Annotated in this window: 15 protein-coding genes and 1 riboswitch; of the genes, 7 read left to right on the top strand and 8 right to left on the bottom strand. The window is 43.4% G+C overall.

Features of this window, described 5'->3' with window-relative positions; genetic code table 11:
- Positions 1–2 precede the first annotated feature (2 nt).
- From mukE to cmoM, 3 genes are read right to left on the bottom strand one after another with little or no spacing between them, the layout of a single operon-like run.
- Positions 3–728, bottom strand: coding sequence for a chromosome partition protein MukE (gene mukE, locus MSG33_RS11675; RefSeq protein WP_005378379.1), 726 nt, complete (start codon positions 726–728; stop codon positions 3–5).
- The gene (gene mukF, locus MSG33_RS11680) at positions 709–2,046 is read right to left on the bottom strand and encodes a chromosome partition protein MukF (protein ID WP_048626187.1); all 1,338 of its coding nucleotides are present in this window, start codon (positions 2,044–2,046) and stop codon (positions 709–711) included. The genes mukE and mukF overlap by 20 nt, the downstream gene beginning before the upstream one ends.
- 2 nt (positions 2,047–2,048) lie before the next feature.
- Positions 2,049–2,840: a tRNA uridine 5-oxyacetic acid(34) methyltransferase CmoM gene (gene cmoM, locus MSG33_RS11685; RefSeq protein WP_012841987.1), complete on the bottom strand. Its 792-nt coding sequence runs from the start codon at positions 2,838–2,840 to the stop codon at positions 2,049–2,051.
- 114 nt (positions 2,841–2,954) lie between these two features.
- Here cmoM and elyC point away from each other — a divergent pair, with 114 nt between their 5' ends.
- Positions 2,955–3,740 (top strand): envelope biogenesis factor ElyC, encoded by a 786-nt coding sequence (gene elyC / locus MSG33_RS11690; protein ID WP_006742121.1) that lies wholly within the window; start codon positions 2,955–2,957, stop codon positions 3,738–3,740.
- Positions 3,741–3,812: 72 nt separating this feature from the next.
- Here elyC and torR read toward each other — a convergent pair whose 3' ends face one another.
- A complete protein-coding gene (torR, locus tag MSG33_RS11695; protein WP_005390726.1) occupies positions 3,813–4,523 on the bottom strand; it encodes a two-component system response regulator TorR in 711 nt (236 codons plus the stop codon).
- Positions 4,524–4,789: 266 nt separating this feature from the next.
- Between torR and torD the strand changes: the two genes are divergently transcribed.
- The 5 genes from torD (at position 4,790) to MSG33_RS11720 (ending at position 9,134) form a co-directional block, all read left to right on the top strand.
- Complete coding sequence (torD, locus tag MSG33_RS11700; protein ID WP_248381144.1) at positions 4,790–5,437, top strand: molecular chaperone TorD; 648 nt, start codon at positions 4,790–4,792, stop codon at positions 5,435–5,437.
- Positions 5,438–5,904: 467 nt separating this feature from the next.
- Complete coding sequence (gene purR, locus MSG33_RS11705) at positions 5,905–6,909, top strand: HTH-type transcriptional repressor PurR (protein WP_053807169.1); 1,005 nt, start codon at positions 5,905–5,907, stop codon at positions 6,907–6,909.
- A 285-nt stretch (positions 6,910–7,194) separates the two neighbouring features.
- Positions 7,195–7,284: riboswitch (cyclic di-GMP riboswitch) on the top strand.
- Between the two features lie 116 nt (positions 7,285–7,400).
- A complete protein-coding gene (locus MSG33_RS11710) occupies positions 7,401–7,991 on the top strand; it encodes a TfoX/Sxy family DNA transformation protein (RefSeq protein ID WP_005390721.1) in 591 nt (196 codons plus the stop codon).
- Between the two features lie 115 nt (positions 7,992–8,106).
- On the top strand, positions 8,107–8,793 hold the full coding sequence (locus tag MSG33_RS11715) for a TVP38/TMEM64 family protein (protein WP_248381146.1): 687 nt from the start codon (positions 8,107–8,109) through the stop codon (positions 8,791–8,793).
- A 20-nt stretch (positions 8,794–8,813) separates the two neighbouring features.
- Positions 8,814–9,134: a hypothetical protein gene (locus tag MSG33_RS11720; RefSeq protein ID WP_005390719.1), complete on the top strand. Its 321-nt coding sequence runs from the start codon at positions 8,814–8,816 to the stop codon at positions 9,132–9,134.
- A gap of 37 nt (positions 9,135–9,171) precedes the next feature.
- Here MSG33_RS11720 and MSG33_RS11725 read toward each other — a convergent pair whose 3' ends face one another.
- From MSG33_RS11725 to topA, 4 genes are all read right to left on the bottom strand, one after another.
- Entirely contained in the window at positions 9,172–9,975 is an 804-nt protein-coding gene (locus MSG33_RS11725) for an alpha/beta hydrolase (RefSeq protein ID WP_046874735.1), read from the bottom strand.
- 110 nt (positions 9,976–10,085) lie between these two features.
- A complete protein-coding gene (glgA, locus tag MSG33_RS11730) occupies positions 10,086–11,543 on the bottom strand; it encodes a glycogen synthase GlgA (RefSeq protein ID WP_248381148.1) in 1,458 nt (485 codons plus the stop codon).
- The gene (gene glgC, locus MSG33_RS11735; protein ID WP_005390714.1) at positions 11,533–12,750 is read right to left on the bottom strand and encodes a glucose-1-phosphate adenylyltransferase; all 1,218 of its coding nucleotides are present in this window, start codon (positions 12,748–12,750) and stop codon (positions 11,533–11,535) included. The genes glgA and glgC overlap by 11 nt, the downstream gene beginning before the upstream one ends.
- Positions 12,751–13,360: 610 nt before the next feature.
- A complete protein-coding gene (gene topA / locus MSG33_RS11740) occupies positions 13,361–15,991 on the bottom strand; it encodes a type I DNA topoisomerase (protein WP_047008550.1) in 2,631 nt (876 codons plus the stop codon).
- A gap of 437 nt (positions 15,992–16,428) precedes the next feature.
- Here topA and MSG33_RS11745 point away from each other — a divergent pair, with 437 nt between their 5' ends.
- Positions 16,429–16,677: a YciN family protein gene (locus MSG33_RS11745; RefSeq protein ID WP_005387884.1), complete on the top strand. Its 249-nt coding sequence runs from the start codon at positions 16,429–16,431 to the stop codon at positions 16,675–16,677.
- Positions 16,678–16,684: the final 7 nt, after the last annotated feature.

A 16,684-nucleotide genomic window follows, 5' to 3' on the forward strand; every position in this document is an offset into this window, starting at 1 on the left:
GCTCATGCTTCACCCTCTTCTGTTGTTTCTTCTTGGGCTTGGTCGTCTTGATCTTCTTCAGACAATAGGCTGCCTTGGCTTGGCTCTTTGGTGTGCACTACCGCTTCACCATCACGGATCAGGCGTAGCTGCGCTTCACGCATATCATCGCCAATACGTACATCGGCACCAAAGCGGAATACCGCTTCACTGATGCTGAATTTACCGGTTTCACCGATGTTGATGATCATGCCTAGACGACGCAGACGACGAAGTGACGTACGTACTTTTTCAAACAGCTTTTCTTTATCAAGGTCAGAACCGGTAGCACGGTTCGTCACTAGCTTCATCAGCTTGTTTTCATCAGCCAGAGCAAGTAGCTCGTCGTACAACTCTTGGTTAGTGAAGATGCCTTCGTGCGCAAGACGCTCTGGGCTTAGGTAAAGGAAACACAGTACCTTACCCACCAGCATATCCAGCTCAGAAAGCACACTGCGGCCAATCAAAGAAGTTGAACGAGGACGAAGGTAGAAGAAACCTTCTGGCGCTTTCACCAATTCGGTATTGTAGCGCTGGTAGAAAGAAGAAAGCTCAAGTTCGAAGTCCGATAACAACGCGTGGTTATCCAGATCTTCACTTGAGATATGACGCCCTGCTCGTAGCATGCTGTCTAGCGCTGGGAACAGAGGGTTAGAGATTGCTTTTGCCAGATTCTCTGACATGTATTCATTAGTATCGGTCGATGACATTCGCTTGTACCTTTGCCCCAAATTCGTTGATTGCTTTCCAGTCCGGTTGAATCGCTTGGTAATCCGATTCTGAATACCCCAGACGTACGGCTTGATCAACGATAATGCGAGCTAAATCAAAATGATGAGTGTAAGGATGCTGTGCAAGGTAATCTCGCAATACCACACTCAAGTCGATTGGCGTGCCTTGATCTTTATGCGCTTTTAGCATGTCACCAATTCGTTCAGACAACTCATCATTGACTTGTTGAAATTCTTCATACTCTACTTCCATCGGAACTTGGCCAGTCACTTCGTCATCACGTAGCACCAACGCCTCATCACGAAGGTCAGAAAGCCTTTCCGCATCTGCATAAGTCAGATACCAAGGCGCATCGAAGTAATCTTTGACGGATTGACGCAGACGCGAGCTAAACGCACGGTTCTTATCCATATCAATTGCAGTACGGATGAACTTGTGTACATGTCGGTCGTAGCCAATCCAAAGGTCGATCGCTTGCTGGCCCCAGCTTGTGATTCGGTCCAGCTTCATTTGCAGACCAAACAACGCTTCTTCGATGAACTCTAGCTCAGGATCGCCGTACACAATTTCTTGAATATCTAGGATCTGAGTTTGCAGTTCATCACTGGCGGCTTGCAGCGTATCTTGAAGTTCACGCAACGTGCTTGATGTTTCTGATAGGAGCGCTTCACAGTTGTTGATCGCTTCGCGCCAGTCTTTATTTAGCAGATCGGCAATTTGTTGTTTTACAGATTGCTGCTGCTCATCCATCACACGCTGGTTAAGATCGATTTGATCGAAGATTTCGCCTACAGAATATTTTAAAACTCCGTATACGTTTTTCTTCCAGTGGCCCGGTGTGCCACCTTTTTGTGCTGCCTCAATCGCTTTCGCCATTTCATCTGCCACCATAGACAGTTGAATAGAAAGGCGCAGTTTCGAGAACTCACGATGACGCACGTAGTAATCGGTAATTCCTATCGCTAAAGGCGACAAGCGGTAAATGCTCGCTCCATCAGTAATCTCACTGACAAAACGGCTAATAAGGCGCTGCTTGACCATCTCGTTGATGGCGTTGTTCGCACGAAAAGCGGAGGCTTCGCCAGTCTCATCAAATAATCGAGTGACGATGGCAAACGCATCATGCAATTCACCTTCACCCAATTCTTCATCGAACCTTTCATTACTCAGTACGGCAATGGCTATCAAGAATGCCAATCGCTCTGTGGTCAGGTTCAACGAGAAATCGTGCTGCTTAACCCAGCCAACCAACTCATCGATTGGTTGCTCTGCAGCATTGAGAGTCATCTCACTCATTGTTATTCCTGTTTATCGTTCTTTTTAGCCCACACATGAATGTAGCGGCCTAATGAGAGGTATGGCTCTTGTCGACAAAGTTGTTTTTCTAGCGCCAACACATCTTCAAACTCGTAATCGCCCATGTATTGCATATTGCCTATGTAATCACTAAATGAGCGGATACCAGATTTGCCACAAATACTAAAGCCTGAATCTTCTATCCATTGGTAGACTTCTTCAGGTTTTAAGCCTTTTTGCGGCTGTAGTTTAAATCTTTTTCGGTGAGGCATGCCGTCTAATATATGAGGAATGTTGCCACAAACCACGTTTTTATAGACTAAACCATGGTGGTTATAGAACATCACTGATGCGATGCCTCCCGGTTTTACTTGTTCTAGTACCGTTTCAAGTGCGGCCTTAGGATCGACCAACCACTCCATGACGGCGTGAAACATAACAAGATCCACCTGTTCATCCATATGCTCACCAATGGATTGGACAGGCGAATGAATCAGGCGATACTGCTCAAGCAAACCGTTTTTTTCAATATCCTGCTTAGCCAACTGCAGCATTTCCGAAGATAGATCACATAAAGCGATTCGATGTCCGAGCTTAGCAAGCTTTTGCGACATTTGTGCCAAACCACCACCAGCATCCAACACCTCTAGGGGTTGCTGGTCAGCATCTAATTCACTTAGAATCTGTAGAAAATCTTCCCACACAATGATTTGGCGGATCTCCCCTTTGTCGGAGCCGTAAATATTTTTTGCAAATTTGTGGGCGATATCGTCGAAATTGCGGTCTTCTGTCACTTCTGCTGAGTTATCATAACGGATTGTGCCGCTATTCTGGCACAAGGAAAGCAGGAATAAAGAGGGGTACCCTCATTTTTATTATCAATTGATGTTTTTTCGGACTATTTATGTATGTTTGAGCTGAAAAAAGTAGTGTCAGCCTTGCTTATGCCACTTCCGGCATTGCTGCTGATAGGCTTGTTGGGTCTTGCTCTCATTAGTTTTACCACAAAACGTAAAACTGGCTGCTTCGTTGTTCTATTCTCTTTTGTTGGCATTTTTCTTGTTGCCTTCCAACCTGTTTCAACCAAGCTTCTTATGCCATTAGAGCGAGAGCATAAAGCCTTTTTGCCAGTTTCTGGCACCATCGACTACGTGATGGTTTTAGGGAATGGTCATGTTATTGATGACGAAATTCCACCCACCTCGCAGTTAAGCCGTGCAGCATTAATGCGCTTAACTGAAGGCATTCGTATTTTAAGAATGTATCCAGGTGCTAAATTAATTTTGTCTGGCTATGCTGGCGGATCTGAAATTAGCCACGCGAGAATGATGGCGAACGTTGCCCTTGCGTTGGGAGTCGCGAAATCCGATATCATTTTATTAGAAGATGCGAAAGATACGTGGGAAGAGGCGCGTCAAGCAGCTGCATTCGTTCAACAAAAGGAGATTGTGTTAGTCACTTCAGCAAGCCACATGAGCCGTGCATTGTATGAGTTCAACGCAGCAGGCATTAAACCAATCCCAGCCCCGACCAACTTCTTAGCTATTAGCGAAATCAGTCAACCTTGGGATAAATACTCACCTAAAGCGCGTTACTTAGAACAAACAGAGCTTTATTGGCATGAGTACTTGGGCAGCATTTGGCAAAGGTTGCGTGATACTGTCGGCCAAACACCAATGGTTGAAGCAAAGTAGTACTATCTTGAAACCACAAAAAAGGAGAGCCGAAGCTCTCCTTTTTCTTTTTAAGACTTAGGTTTGTTCAGTTTAATCACCAGCAAACATATAGCCTTCGCCGTGCACCGTCACAAAAATTTGTGGGTTCTTTGGATCAAACTCCATTTTTGCGCGCATACGTCGAATAAGAACATCAATAGTACGATCATTGGGAGCATCAACTCGGTGGCTGATCATATTCAAAATACGCTCGCGACTTAACACCTGGTTAGGGTAAGACGATAACGCCACCAAAAGTTCGTATTCTGCTTTGGTCAATTTTACGGGTTCGCCGTTACGGCTCAGCGCACGACGTTGAATGTCGAATGTCCACTCTCCAAAACGTACAATATGTTCTTCACTGGTTTCGTTCGCTTTCGCGCTACCGCTACGCGCTGCTGAAATACGCCACAGCAAGTTTTTAACGCGAACCAACAATTCCCTCAGTTCAAAAGGTTTTGTCACATAATCGTCAGCGCCCATTTCTAGGCCTACGATTTTATCAATGCTATCCGTGCGTCCTGTTACTAATATGATACCAATATCCGATTGGCTACGTAATTCACGAGTAAGCATCAGGCCGTCTTCACCCGGCAGGTTGATATCCAGCATGATTAGGTCTACATCACCCGCTTGCAGGACCTCACGCATTTCTGCGCCACTCTCTGCTTCGCTGACTTGGTAACCCTCATTTTGGAAATATCCCGCAAGCTTACTACGAGTTACAACATCATCTTCTACGACTAATACGTGATAGCTCATTTACACCACTTTTCTGTCTTCTTATTATCCAAGACGTATTCTATTCATAACTAGTAACATTTCTAGTCATAGATACATTAAAAAGCAAGATTTAGCGTTTTTATTGATTCAAAACAAGCTTACCCATCGCTATTAATAAACGTTAATTTTTGACCATAAAACATAATAATTATAGTTACTGCTATTCATTTTAATTGATTACACTTAGGGGATATCCCTAATTGACTTTGTGATGCACAACTTGAAGCATCATTCAGGAGCCCAAAATGCAAGAAGTGAAAGCTTTTAATGAAAAACGCGCTGAAATTTACTGGTGGTTTTCGAGCTTGTTCGCAAAAGAGCTAACAGAGAAAGAGCTGGAAGCCTACCACAGTGTTGAAATTCGTAGTTTTCTAGCAGGTTTAGGTGAAAATGAGTCGCTGAAACCAGCCGTTGATAGCCTCGTTGATGTGCTAAACCGATTGCAAGATCGTGAAGACGCTCAATTGGAGCTTGCTGCTGACTTTTGTGAACTGTTTTTGAAGACAGAAAAATACGGCGCTCTTCCTTACGCATCGATGTACATCGGTGAATCAGGTTTGCTGAATGACAAGCCAGCCGAGGAAATGGAAAAGTTGATGGCAGAATTTGGCGTTCAAGTAGATGAAAATCTAAAAGAGCCTGCGGACCACTTAGCCGTTGAACTCGACTTTCTCGGCAACATGATTATCCGCTCAAACGAACTTGAGCAAGAAAAACACATGGAAGAAGCCTTCGTTAAACAAAACGACTTTATCCAGCAACAGTTGATGTCTTGGCTACCTCAGTTTGCAGACAAATGTAAACAATTCGACGAATTTGGGTTCTACTCGAGCGTCGCGAAACTATTAGTTGCATTTTGTAAACTAGACAGCGCTTACCTTATTGGGGAATAATTGCCGCCTATTTTTTAAGGAGCCCGCCTATCGGGCTTCCTGTATACCTGAAATAACTGAATGTAAGTAAGTTGGGTATATTATTCGTTTGCCTTAACTTAGCTCAAAGACGCTTGGTTATTTAGCAGTCAAAATGTGACTTCAAATACACAAATCTCTTGCTGAAAACATTGCTAGTCAGTCCACATAGGGCTAAAATGTGAGCGCAAACGATTAAATATGATTTATATGTAAACCGCTGAAATATAGCGGTTTTTGTGTTTTTTAACAGGTTGATGGCAATTTCTCATCAGATAGAAAAAAGATAAAATTCATCGACCGATGCTGCTACGTACCCTTTTGTCGTACTTGGACCAACCGCTGCCGAGACACTTAGCGCCAACCTTAGATTGCTGGGTGTAAAACCATTAGAGCATTAGGTACATCCAACACGACATATTTCAGTAGCTCGATACAGGACACCATTTATGGCCACTATAAAAGACGTTGCTCGCTTAGCCGGCGTTTCCACTACGACAGTTTCGCACGTTATCAATAAAACGCGTTTCGTTGCAGAAGCAACGCAAGAAAAAGTAATGAAAGCCGTGGACGAGTTGAATTACGCGCCAAGTGCGGTTGCACGCAGCCTAAAGTGCAACTCAACTCGTACGATTGGCATGTTAGTAACGCAGTCAACCAACCTATTCTTCTCAGAAGTAATTGACGGGGTTGAGAGCTACTGTTACCGCCAAGGCTACACTCTGATTCTGTGTAATACGGGTGGGATTTACGAAAAACAACGCGATTACATCCGTATGCTGGCTGAAAAACGTGTTGATGGCATCCTAGTGATGTGTTCTGACTTAACCGAAGAGCTTAAAGAGATGCTTGACCGTCATGCCGACATTCCTAAAGTGGTCATGGATTGGGGTCCAGAAAGCTCACAAGCGGACAAGATCATGGATAACTCAGAAGAAGGTGGCTACATCGCAACCAAACATCTGATCGACAATGGCCATACTGATATTGCTTGTCTAAGCGGTCATTTTGAAAAACTTGCTTGCCAAGAGCGCATTGCAGGTTTCCGTCGCGCGATGAGCGAAGCAAACCTAGCTGTAAATGAGGACTGGATCCTTGAAGGTAACTTTGAATGTGATACGGCCGTATTAGTCGCAGATAAAATTACAGCAATGGACAAACGTCCGACAGCGGTATTCTGTTTTAACGACACAATGGCTCTGGGCCTAATGAGCCGCCTACAACAAAACGGTATCAAAGTTCCTGATGATATTTCAGTGATCGGCTACGACAACATCGAGCTTGCGGAATACTTCTCTCCACCGTTAACCACTATCCACCAACCTAAACGTCGTGTGGGTAAAAATGCGTTCGAGATCCTACTTGAGCGAATCAAAGATAAAGAACACGAAAAGCGAATTTTCGAAATGCAACCTGAGCTTGTAATTAGAAACACCGTGAAGAAAATGAACTAAAATTCGCCAAATATAACGATGTCAAATAAGCGCTCTAAAAGGGCGCTTATTTTTTATCTCTCAATAACTTTTCCCTGACTTAGGTTTGTTAGACAAAAAATCCCGAATCTCTAAGTCTCTGTTTTATATGTAGGTAAATCACACTCCCTCACAACCTCGAGATCATCCCGCCTTATTCTCAAATATGCACAAACATGCGCTTGTCGACACTTTTTATTGAACCAGAATCACACTTTTACGGGTAAAACGTGATGTTAATTCAATATACGAAGTATGCTCACTCTGTCACGCACAGGGCAAACCATTCGAAAGGGTGGGACGCAAAGCCTCCGGCCTGAACCATAGTACTATATGGAAGGTAGCGGGGTTACCGATGGCAAGTGTGCAAGCGATGACTTTACCCTGTAATGACATTGCTTTTGCGCATGTTTGCTACTCTCTCGGACCTGACTTTTGGTGGCGTAATATTAATTACACCGAGATAACAAAACATGGATAAACCGATACTCAAAGACTCTATGAAGCTATTTGAGGCACTTGGTAATATCAAGTCGCGCTCAATGTTTGGTGGCTTCGGACTATTCGCTGATGAAACAATGTTTGCACTAGTTGTAAATAATCAGCTTCATATAAGAGCAGACCAACAAACTTCATCTGACTTCGAGAAACAAGGGCTAAAGCCTTACGTTTATAAGAAACGTGGCTTCCCAGTCGTTACTAAGTACTACGCAATTTCCAACGATTTATGGGAGTCTAGCGAACGCTTAATCGAAGTAGCTAACCAATCGTTGAAAAAGGCAAAGCTTGAAAAAGAACAGCAAGCAACTACAAAGCCTAATCGCTTAAAAGATTTGCCTAACTTACGACTGGCGACTGAACGCATGCTGAAAAAAGCAGGCATTGAGTCAGTAGAAAAACTGGAAGAGGAAGGTGCACTTAACGCTTATAAAGCGATAAGAGATACGCACTCTGCAACCGTCAACATTGAGCTGTTATGGGCACTAGAAGGGGCTATTAACGGTACTCATTGGAGCGTTGTACCTCAAGCTCGCCGAGATGAGTTGATGAATGGCCTCCAATAAAAGTCGGCCTTAAAAACTATCTTGTAAAACCGCAGTCTAATCTGCGGTTTTTTTGTGAAATTTTTTCGACTTTCCTTCTGTCTTATTACATATATCCCAAATTGGAATCATAAATATGAATAAGAAACTGATATTAGGCCTAATCCTGGTCGCGATCATTATCTTTTTAGGCGTTAACTTTAGTCAGTATTTAACGTTGGAAAATGCAAAAGCCCAACAAGAAGCGCTGACCACATACATCGATCAGAACTTTGTTTTTTCGGCAGCGATTTACTTTTTTGCCTACATTGCAATTACCGCTTTTTCTATTCCTGGTGCTGCTGTGGTTACATTACTTGGTGCGGCTCTATTTGGTTTTTGGACGAGCTTATTACTGGTTTCTTTCGCCAGTACTATGGGTGCAACGCTAGCATTTTTAAGCAGCCGATATTTGCTGCGTGACTGGGTACAAAACAAGTTCGGCAATAAGTTAATCGCAATTAACCAAGGTGTCGAAAAGGACGGTGCATTTTATCTATTTTCCTTGCGTCTCATTCCGGTATTCCCTTTCTTTCTTATCAACTTGTTGATGGGCTTAACGCCAATGTCTGTAAGTCGATTTTACCTTACTAGCCAAGTAGGTATGTTGCCAGGCACTGCAGTTTACTTAAACGCCGGTACTCAGTTAGCAACAATTGAAAGCCTGTCAGGCATTATTTCACCGGCGGTATTGGCCTCTTTTGCGTTACTGGGGCTGTTTCCAATCATCACTAAATGGGTTATGAATAAAGTAAGGCCAACACCGAGTCAGCAAAACTCATAATTAGTAAGTGGACGTGTTTAATGAAAATATTCATTGCTAAAAACCCAGCAGAAGCGCATATCGTGTGCGAATTATTGAAAACCGAGCAAGTCTACTGTGAAGTCCGCGGAGAAGGTATTTTCGGTTTAAAAGGAGAGCTGCCGTTTAGTGATGATACCGATCCTTATGTCTGGCTTTTTGACGCCAAACAACAAGTAAAAGCAGAAGGAATAGTACAAGCCTACCGCAAACAATCCGATGGAAATGAGTATCAAGATTGGCAGTGCCCGAAGTGCCATGAGGTAAACGAGGGGCAGTTTGGTGCTTGTTGGCAATGTGGACATCAAATAGGGGAGCCTTAATAACTCCCCTACTCCTACTCAATCGATTTATTCAGCGCTAAGCAGAAACCATTTGCTGCTTAATAAATTCGATGGAATGTTGATTGAAATCTTCAGGGCGCTCAACATTACAAACATGACCACAGTTGGGGATCTCTCGTAAAACACTAAGCTTATGCGCCGCAACCATTTCTTTAACAGGCTTAATAAACATGTAATCTCTGTCGCCCATTAAATAGAGTGTGGGAATGGGTAACTCTCGATCTTTAAAATACTTCATTAAAGGATTTACATCAGCAGCAAGAATAAACCAACGTTTAAATTCTTTTTGGCAAAGCTTCTTGGCCTCACGAATAAAAAGATGGCGAGACTCTCGCTGGCTTCTCTGTGGCATAACAATGTACGCAAAAAGTTTGTAGAGCCACATGTACGGCAGAATGTGCTTACAAAAATTACCTAATTTAACCAATATTTGAGAACGAGTATTGAGCCTTGTGACAGCGCCACCGAGCACCATTGAACGCACGCGCTCTGCTGATAATTCAGCAAGGTTTCGAACAATAATGGTACCAAGCGACATACCGACAAAATGAGCGGATTGGATCTTTAAATGGTCCAATACTTTCAAAATATCTTGGGTAACTTCCGTAAAGGTATAACGGCTGGCAATGAGCTCTTTAAGTAACTGATTTGACTTTCCATGACCTCTTAAATCGATCAGCAATAAGTTAAAATGTTGCTTGTAAGCTTTGATTTGCTTGAACCAGATAGAAGAGCTACCGCCAGCACCATGCACAAATACAACCCACTCATGACTAGTAGGGTGCAAATAGGTTTTATGAAAAAGTAGCGGCTGGGTCATATTCAAGTATCAAAAAGGTCGTGCTATTGAGTAAAAAGCCATCCTATCACACTCCCCTTACTCAAGATAATAAAGGCACCTCATTCGGTGCCTTTCGTTACAATTTTAAGTCAATTTAACGCCGAATTGTAAAGTTGCAAATAAGCTTCTGCGGCCTTTTGCCAACAAAAATCTTGTTGCATCGCGTGCAACTGTACTTTATTCACTTCAGGTTCGTTTTGAGCATAGAGCAACAGTGCCCTTAGCATCGTTAACAACAATGCCTGCGGTGTCGGTTCAAAAAAGACAAACCCCGTCGCTTCAGAAGGGTTCTCATCATAATCGTTGACGCTGTCTTTTAAACCACCGACACCACGTACTATCGGTAATGTCCCATAAGCCATACTATAGATTTGGTTTAAACCACATGGTTCAAACTCAGAAGGCATCAGAAAGAAATCAGAACCCGCTTCAACGATATGCGCAAGTTCATTATCATAAGCTTCTACGAAGACAAATTTACTAGAAAACTGTGCAGCAACCTCTTCTAGCTGAGCGGCTAGTACAGGGTCTCCGGTCCCAACGACAACTAGTTGAACATCGTGCTTCAAAAAATCGGCCAAAGCAGGCAACAAGTAATGCACACCTTTTTGCTGGGTCAACCGACAAACCATACCGAACATGGCTACATCTTTTTCAGGCAAATTTAGCCGCAGTTGTAATGCTTGTTTACACGCTTTCTTGCCTTGCGTCATACTTTGTTGGTCAGCGCAGTAATTAACTGGCAAGTAAGTATCCGTTTCCGGGTTCCAAGCACTGTAATCACAACCGTTCAAAATACCAACTAAGTCCTGCGCGCGTTGCTGAAACTCCCAAGCCATTCCATGACTGCCAAGCTCTGTTTTGAGTTCCTCTGCGTAAGTAGGGCTGACCGCGTTTATCTTATCTGCATTCATTACACCAGCTTTGAGCATCGTAATATGCGTTGCACTCACCGCAGCATCGGGAACGTTTCGACAATGAAACTCTGGCAAGCACTGTACGTCTTCATAACTAAATACGCCTTTAAAGACCGCATTGTGAATTGAAATGACGCTTTTAGTATGAGCAAAAAACGGCTCATTGCTATACCTGTGCTTGAGCAAAAATGGAACAAGACCAGTGTGCCAATCGTTCGCGTGTATGATATCCGGCTGAAAAGCAAGCTTCGGCAACATGTCTAAACATGCCGCACTAAAAAACGCAAAGCGCTCACCGTTATCGGTATACGCTTGGTTGTTCTCCGCATACATCGATGGTCGATTGAAATACGGCGGACAATCAATCAGGTAAACAGGATTTTGACCTAACATGAGCCGCAAAACTCGATACTCCGAATGCGGCCATGATGTTAATTCTGTTTCTAATACAACTTCTGCGTCTGCGAGTTTATCAATACTGCTGTACGCAGGGATGGTAATTCTTACGTCTTGCTGTAGGTTTTGAAGGGCTTCCGGTAGTGCCTTGGCAACATCTGCCAAGCCACCACTTTTAATGAGGCCTTCAACCTCAGAAGCTACAAACAGAATAGATAAGTTGTTAGTAGCCAACTCGAGCTCCTTTCGGAATAACAACAATGCCCTCCTCAGACACGTGGAAGTGTTTTTTATCTTCTTGAAGATTCACACCAATCTGAGTACCAGGAGCAATATCGGCATCCTTATCGACAATCACACGACGTAAAACACAGCCTTCGCCAATTTTCACGTCACCAAGAAGGATACATTCGCTGATATCGCAAGCAGATGCAATATTACTGCGGAACCCAAGCACCGACTTTTCTATTCTTGAGCCTCTGACGTAACTGCCATTACATACCAAACTGTCGATTATCTGAACACGGCCATTATCAGAGTCTGTAAATGTCGCTGGCGGCAATGGAGGATAATAAGTATGCAGCGGCCATTTACGGTTATATAGTGAAAACGGTGCGTCTTTTTCTAGCAGATCCATGTGCGCTTCCCAGTACGCATCAATGGTTCCCACGTCACGCCAGTACACCTCTTCTCTTTCACCGCTGATTTTGTTAGTACTGAAGTCATACACGAACACGTCACCTCGAGGGAACATCTTAGGAATAATATCCTTCCCAAAATCATGTGATGAAGCTTCATTATCCGCATCTTCAACCAACTCAGAGAATAACACCTGAGCTTCAAAAACGTAGTTACCCATTGAAACTAAAGCGTAATCAGGATCGCCAGGAATTGACTTCGGGTTTGCTGGTTTCTCTTCAAAGCCTATCATGCGACCTTCACTGTCCACTTCGATAACCCCAAATTGCGACGCCTCTTTTAGTGGCATACGCAATGCAGATACCGTCAGAGAAGCCTGCTTTTCTGAATGGAAGTTCAGCATTTGTTTGATATCCATCTTATAGATATGGTCAGAGCCAAAAATACAAACTTGCTCTGGTTCCTCTAATTCCATAAAACGGAGATTTTGATAGATCGCGTCTGCCGTTCCTTCGTACCAACGCTTACCAGTGCGCATTTGAGCAGGAATAGGATCGATAAAGCGGTCAGTGATGCCATTAATGTTCCAGCCCTTTTTTAAATGATGGAACAAAGATTGAGATTTAAATTGGGTGAGGACGTAAATGCGCATTAAATCCGCATTTACAAAATTGTTTAGAGCAAAATCGATCAATCGATAGCTACCACCAAACGGTACCGAAGGTTTACTACGAGATTCTGTTAAAGGTCTCAAACGAGAGCCTTCACCGCCAGCAAGAATCATTCCCAAAACACCAGCCATTTGTTGTTCTCCATATCGTTATAGCTTGGATTTGGTACTCGCTTGAATGAGTCATACTCGGGGAGTCAAGCGAATACATTTAGTAACCGTATCAGGAGTTTCTTTGAACTCTTACAACACGATAAAAAAGCTACGGCACTTCCAGTATGCAACGTCCACTCTTTTCTTATTTTTCGACGCAAAATGCACACAGTTGCACTAATTTTTGTAATAAATTATCTAAGCAGGTTCTAAATTACAATTTTTAATACGCCATTCTGTGTTCCATACAGTTCTTGCTTACTCAAGACGATATCTAGATCACACATGCAAAAGCAAACGATTACATTATGAAAACAATTTACGAACGGATTCACTACACCATCGACTTTTTGAGCTTAATATATAACAAATATATGAACGCAAAATGAAAGTTACGACGAATGTTTTTTACATAAAAAATACGTTCGCTACCAATAAATCGTGACTCTGGTGTTTTCTAGCGACAATGGTGCTTGTTAAAGTGAGGAAAGGTCGATTAAAGGAAGAATGCGCAGGAGAAAACTGTCGGCCCCTACGCAAAAAAGGCAGCGATATCGCTGCCTTTTTACATTACTTTAATGGTGAATTTTTATGCTTTCGCTTTTTTACGCTTATCTGTGACTTCCCACTTACCTTCAACAAAGAGCGCTGTCCAACCAGATGGTTTGCCGTTCTCTTCCGAACGAACGTAGTTCTCTTTTGTTTTGCGACTAAAGCGTACGACTGCAGGACGACCATCAGGATCTTCTTGCGGCGCTGTCGCTAGGTATTTGAACTTCTCAGGCAAACGCTCTTCAAAACGTGCCAGTTCCGCAACCAAAGGAGCTCGTGTCTCACGAGATTTCGGGAAGTTGCTTGCCGCCATAAATAGACCTGAAGCACCATCACGAAGTACGAAATACGCATCTGAGTTTTCACAAGGCAACTCGGGGAAATGAACAGGATCTTCTTTCGGTGGCGCGACTTCGCCATTCTTCAGAATCTTACGAGTGTTCTTACACGTTTCACTCGTACAGTCCATGTATTTACCAAAGCGACCGTTCTTAAGCACCATATCAGAGCCACATTTGTCACATTCAACAACTGGACCATCATAGCCTTTGACTTTGAACTCACCGTATTCAACAAGGTAGCCTTCACAGTTCGGGTTATTACCACAAACATGCATCTTACGCTTGTCATCAATCAGGTATGCATCCATCGCCGTTTCACAGATCGGACAACGCTTTTTAGCACGAAGCGCGGCCGTTTCAACGTCTTCTTCTAAAACGTTAATAATGCCTTCTTCATCACCCAAGTTGATGGTTGTCTTACAACGCTCTTTAGGTGGTAACGCGTAACCTGAACAGCCTAAGAACACACCTGTCGAAGCGGTGCGGATACCCATTGGGCGCCCACACGTCGGACATTCGATATCCGTCATGACGATATGGTTTAGCTTCATACCGCCTTCTGACTCATCCAATTCCGCTTTTTCAAGATCGCCAGTGAAATCAGCAAAGAAGTTATCTAGCACTGCTTTCCAGTTCACTTCACCTTCAGCGATTTGGTCCAGTTTCTGTTCCATGCGGGCGGTGAAGTCGTAGTTCATTAAATCGTTAAAGCTGTCATCAAGGCGGTCGGTAACAATTTCGCCCATTTTTTCGGCGTAGAAACGACGCTGATCAACTTTTACGTAACCACGATCTTGAATCGTAGAAATGATCGATGCATAAGTCGAAGGACGACCAATACCTCGTTTTTCCAGCTCTTTAACCAGTGCTGCTTCAGTGTAGCGCGCAGGTGGCTTTGTAAAGTGCTGTTTAGGGTCAAGTGACTCTAAGCTTAGCTTATCGCCAAGTTGTACCGCAGGAAGGATTGTATCCTCGTTTTTGCCCATTGGACGTTGTACACGAGTCCAACCGTCAAATTTAAGGATACGGCCTTTCGCTTTAAGCGTGTACTCTGCTGCTTTTACGCTGATGGTTGTTGAATCGTATTCTGCTGGCGTCATTTGACACGCGACAAACTGATTCCAAATCAAAGCGTAAAGTTTGTGCGCATCAGCATCGACACCTTGCAGGTCTTCCGCTTTAACACCCACATTTGAAGGACGGATCGCTTCGTGCGCTTCCTGTGCCCCTTCTTTGCTACCGTACGTCAATGGTTTCGCTGGTAAGTACTTATCACCAAACTCAGAACCAATAAAGTCACGTACAGCGTCCACAGCCTCGGCACTTAGGTTAGTCGAGTCCGTACGCATATAAGTGATGTAACCGGCCTCATAGAGGCGCTGAGCTAGCATCATGGTCTTTTTCACGCCGTAGCCCAGACGTGTACTTGCTGCCTGTTGAAGCGTAGAGGTGATGTAAGGTGCTGAAGGCTTGCTCTTTGTAGGGCGATCTTCACGCTTACATACTTCATAACTTGCATTCTCAAGTACAGACATCGCTGCTTTGGTTTCTGCCTCATTAACTGGCTTAAACGCAGAACCATCTTTCTGAGCAACAAGTAGTTTAAAGTCCGCTTTGTCTTTCGTTTTCGTATTCGCATGAATATCCCAGAATTCTTCTGGTACAAACGCGTTAATCTCACGCTCACGCTCAACTAATAGTTTCACCGCAACAGACTGCACGCGACCAGCAGATAAACCACGAGCCACTTTCTTCCAAAGTAAAGGTGAAACCATAAAACCAACGACACGGTCCATGAAGCGACGCGCTTGTTGGGCATTAACACCATCCATGTTCAGCTCACCAGGTGTCTGGAAAGCTTGTTGGATCGCGTTTTTCGTAATTTCGTTAAAAACTACACGTTTGTATCGCTCTTCATCGCCACCGATGATCTCACGAAGGTGCCATGCGATTGCTTCCCCTTCGCGGTCCAAGTCGGTTGCGAGATAAACGCAATCTGCGTCTTTGGCGAGTTTTTGTAGTTCGTTGACAACTTTTTCTTTGCCTGGAAGGATTTGGTAATTCGCTTCCCAGTCATGATATGGGTTAATCCCCATTTTTTTGATCAACGCTTTGCGGTCTTTCTCTTTTTTAACGCGCGCTTTCTCTTCCGGACTCATCCCTTTTGTTGAGATGGCTGCGGCTTTTTTCTCACCAGTGCTTTGACCGGCCGTAGGCAGATCACGCACATGACCAACACTAGACTTAACAATAAAGTCTTTACCAAGGTACTTATTTATCGTCTTTGCCTTGGCTGGTGACTCCACTATAACGAGTGATTTACCCATAACTGACTCTAACGTCCTTCATAATAATGCGGGTAGAAACCTTGTTTAAAGGCCACCCGCATAATGTTCTATTTCATTGCTTCTTTTTTTACTATTGTGCGAGATGAAAAGAAGATCAACTGCTTTTTTGAAATTCAGATCCGATTGGTTGACAATTCATCGTCTTTATACTTCAAAGAGACAGGGTTCTGAAAGGTATTGAGCGGCATATCTAAACAGGCAAACTTAGCATCCGCTAATCCAATGCAATAAATTTTGTTACCCATCACAAAATAGTTTCGTTCAGTGGCTCTTCCATATCCTCCAACTAATCATACTTACACTCTAAAAATTGATCTGTTTAGGCTAAGTGAACGATTGACTGAATTAATCATGCAAACCCATTTTAGTTGTAGGTATACTCAGCGTTCTCAACTGAAATGAATGGTAGAAAAAGTATGTCTGATAGAACGTTTATCGAAGAGTTCGACCTTCTTTTGATCGCTAACCAAATCATCCAAGAACACGATGATTACATCGAAGGGATGCGAGCAACAAGCGTAGAAGAAAAAGAAGGTGTTTTAGTTTTTAAAGGTGAATACTTCCTTGATGACAAAGGTTTACCAACTTCAAATACGACTGCAGTATTCAATATGTTCAAATACTTAGCGCATCACCTTTCCAAGGAATTTACGCTGGTTAAATAGTAGCGGA

The organism is Vibrio sp. 1CM7H, assembly GCF_023161645.1.
GTDB lineage: Bacteria > Pseudomonadota > Gammaproteobacteria > Enterobacterales > Vibrionaceae > Vibrio > Vibrio diabolicus.

Coding starts and splice junctions, on each gene's coding strand:
- torD (WP_248381144.1), top strand. CDS start 4,790: ATGCAAGAAGTGAAAGCTTTTAATGAAAAACGCGCTGAAATTTACTGG.
- mukE (WP_005378379.1), bottom strand. CDS start 728: ATGTCATCGACCGATACTAATGAATACATGTCAGAGAATCTGGCAAAA.
- glgC (WP_005390714.1), bottom strand. CDS start 12,750: ATGGCTGGTGTTTTGGGAATGATTCTTGCTGGCGGTGAAGGCTCTCGT.
- MSG33_RS11710 (WP_005390721.1), top strand. CDS start 7,401: ATGGATAAACCGATACTCAAAGACTCTATGAAGCTATTTGAGGCACTT.
- MSG33_RS11715 (WP_248381146.1), top strand. CDS start 8,107: ATGAATAAGAAACTGATATTAGGCCTAATCCTGGTCGCGATCATTATC.
- MSG33_RS11720 (WP_005390719.1), top strand. CDS start 8,814: ATGAAAATATTCATTGCTAAAAACCCAGCAGAAGCGCATATCGTGTGC.
- MSG33_RS11745 (WP_005387884.1), top strand. CDS start 16,429: ATGTCTGATAGAACGTTTATCGAAGAGTTCGACCTTCTTTTGATCGCT.
- mukF (WP_048626187.1), bottom strand. CDS start 2,046: ATGAGTGAGATGACTCTCAATGCTGCAGAGCAACCAATCGATGAGTTG.
- torR (WP_005390726.1), bottom strand. CDS start 4,523: ATGAGCTATCACGTATTAGTCGTAGAAGATGATGTTGTAACTCGTAGT.
- topA (WP_047008550.1), bottom strand. CDS start 15,991: ATGGGTAAATCACTCGTTATAGTGGAGTCACCAGCCAAGGCAAAGACG.
- MSG33_RS11725 (WP_046874735.1), bottom strand. CDS start 9,975: ATGACCCAGCCGCTACTTTTTCATAAAACCTATTTGCACCCTACTAGT.
- elyC (WP_006742121.1), top strand. CDS start 2,955: ATGTTTGAGCTGAAAAAAGTAGTGTCAGCCTTGCTTATGCCACTTCCG.
- purR (WP_053807169.1), top strand. CDS start 5,905: ATGGCCACTATAAAAGACGTTGCTCGCTTAGCCGGCGTTTCCACTACG.